The sequence below is a fragment of the Aerococcus sp. L_32 genome (genome assembly GCF_050689315.1).
The window spans coordinates 1-1,813 of record NZ_JBOEQF010000390.1 but is presented as its reverse complement, the minus strand read 5'-3'; the positions used below and the strand labels follow the sequence as shown (position 1 = coordinate 1,813).

The window sequence follows — 1,813 nt, the reverse complement described above, 5'->3', positions numbered from 1 at the left end:
TTCATGGGTAAAACTCCTCAATTTATGCTATATCTAGTATACCAAAAGGCTATTTAATTTTTTTTTAAATATTGGTCAAGTTTAGATATGATATAATTTATTTCAGAGTATTAATGACAAGTGTTACAATGAAAGTATATAAAAAATAAATAAATGCATACGCAGGAGGATACTTGAATGAAAATTACTGTAGTGGGAGCAGGGTATGTAGGGTTGGCAAATGCCATCTTACTAGCACAAAACAATGAGGTAGTAGCGTTAGAAGTGAACCCAACAATTGTAGACATGTTAAATAATAAACAAGCACATATCGCTGATAAAGAAATTGAGCAATACTTAGCAACAAAGCCTTTAAACTTACGAGCAACTTCTGATAAAGATGATGCATACAAAGATGCAGACTTTGTGATAGTCGCAACTCCAACTAACTATGATGAAACAACAAATTCATTTGATACATCAACAGTTGAGGGTGTAATTGACGATGTCTTATTGCAAGATACTAAAGCGCCAATTATTATTAAATCTACAATTCCAGTTGGCTTTACCCAAGAAATGCGTCAAGCTAAAGGTACAGACCGTATCCTATTCTCACCAGAGTTCTTACGTGAAGGACAAGCCTTATACGATAACTTAAATCCTTCTCGTATTATTGTTGGGGACCACACTGATCAAGCAAAACAATTTGCTAACTTATTAGCTGAAGGTGCTGAAAAAGAAGATATCGATATCTTGTTTATGGACCCAACTGAAGCTGAAGCCGTAAAATTGTTTGCCAATACATATTTAGCGATGCGTGTATCGTTCTTCAATGAATTAGATACCTATGCGCAAATGAAAGGTTTAAATAGCCAATCTATTATTGATGGTATTTCATTAGACCCACGTATTGGTACACACTACAACAACCCTTCATTTGGGTATGGTGGATACTGCTTACCAAAAGATACGAAACAATTGCGTGCGAACTTTGAAGGTGTACCAAATAACATTATTTCAGCTATCGTTGAAGCAAATAAAACACGTAAACACTTTATTGCGGATGCGGTTGCTGAAAGATCACCTGAAACAGTTGGTATTTTCCGTCTAACAATGAAATCATCATCTGATAACTTCCGTGAATCAGCTGTTCTAGACATCATGCGTCAACTTGAAGCGAAGGGTCTAGAAGTCATTATCTATGAACCAACTTGGAAAGAAGCAAGATACGATAATTATCAAGTAGTTGCTGACTTAGCTGACTTTAAAGATAAAGCGGACGTTATAATTACAAATAGAATGACTGATGAATTAGCTGATGTTCCGAACAAAGTATTTACACGGGACGTTTACCACAACAACTAATTTTTAAATGGATAGATTAAACAATGTATCTAGAGTTTTCTAGATACATTATTTTTTATCCGTTTATACTTTTTAAATGTATAGTATAATAGTTAAGATTCTGAAAATGAGCGTTAATAAAACTCAGGGAGGAGTATCAGATGCAAGAAGCGAAAAATAAAAAACAATTACGCATTTTACATGTGATGAGTGGCTTTGGTGGAGGCATCTCCTCGTTTATTATAAATAAAGCCAAGCAAATGCCTAAGTATAATGTGACCTTTGATGTGGCCACCTATGATGAATGTAGCGAAGAATTTGAACAGGCTATTCAAGCGACTGGCGGTCGAATTTTCCGACTGGTTAATCCAAAGAAATATGGATTCAAGGCCTTTAAATCATCTTTTTCAAAACCATTTGAAGAGGAAGCATATGATTTAGTTCACTGTCATATTGAAGGCTATCGTGCAATTCCCTATTATCGTATAGC

At 34.9% G+C, this 1,813-nt stretch carries 1 protein-coding gene and 1 pseudogene; both read left to right on the top strand.

The window, feature by feature from the left end; genetic code table 11:
* The first annotated feature begins 177 nt into the window (after positions 1-177).
* The gene (locus tag ACRCJ0_RS13260; protein ID WP_431390721.1) at positions 178-1,344 is read left to right on the top strand and encodes a nucleotide sugar dehydrogenase; all 1,167 of its coding nucleotides are present in this window, start codon (positions 178-180) and stop codon (positions 1,342-1,344) included.
* A gap of 140 nt (positions 1,345-1,484) precedes the next feature.
* Positions 1,485-1,813: pseudogene (locus ACRCJ0_RS13255) on the top strand (glycosyltransferase); the annotation flags it as partial.